This window comes from Vibrio sp. 10N.222.55.C6 (assembly GCF_041473395.1).
Classification (GTDB): domain Bacteria; phylum Pseudomonadota; class Gammaproteobacteria; order Enterobacterales; family Vibrionaceae; genus Vibrio; species Vibrio crassostreae_C.
Window position 1 is genome coordinate 1 of record NZ_JBFRSD010000915.1, and the last position, 663, is coordinate 663.

General features: G+C 38.8%; 1 protein-coding gene. It reads right to left on the reverse strand.

Annotated features, from left to right (window positions below; translation table 11 throughout):
- Positions 1-85 precede the first annotated feature (85 nt).
- Positions 86-565, reverse strand: coding sequence for an Sbal_3080 family lipoprotein (locus AB4486_RS26840; protein ID WP_017068825.1), 480 nt, complete (start codon positions 563-565; stop codon positions 86-88).
- Positions 566-663 lie beyond the last annotated feature (98 nt).

A 663-nucleotide genomic window follows, 5' to 3' on the forward strand; every position in this document is an offset into this window, starting at 1 on the left:
CGTCTATTCGTCTATTCGTCTATTCGAGCAGAGCTTAAAGAAAAATAGAAAGCGAACAAAGGTATAAGTTAGTAAACTAATTAGACTAGTTCGTCGCTTTTGAATCTGATGAATTAGCTGCTTTCGTTGCTTCTTCAGCAGTTTTCTTACCAAATACCGTATCCATCATAAAACCAATACGCTTAGCTGCATTACCAAATTTGTTTGGGTTAGCCGTGTATGGGACTTTAAATTCTACTTCACCTACTCTTTGTCCGTTCTGATAAGCATTGATCTCCGCTTGCTTTAAGAACAACGCTAAGTCCCAGCTCCAATGGCCTTCATACTCCAATGTCAGCTTATCAAGATCGTGCTTCGACTTATCAGGTACGACGGTGTAGGTATAATCGTTATCTTGCAGCCACGTTTCCATAGTATTTAAAAACCCTTCACGTGTTTCAGCGTCTTTAACGATAACAACATCAACTTCAGTCGTAGGTTCTGGAATCGCGCTCCCAGTGTAACGAGGGGCTCCACAACCAGCCAAAATTAAAACCGAAAGCGATAATAGTAGGTATTTTTTCACGTTATATATCCATTAACAGTTAACTGCGTGAATGATACCACATCAAAAAAATGACATATTATATAAGCAAAGGTTAATCAGACATTCCTTGTTACATA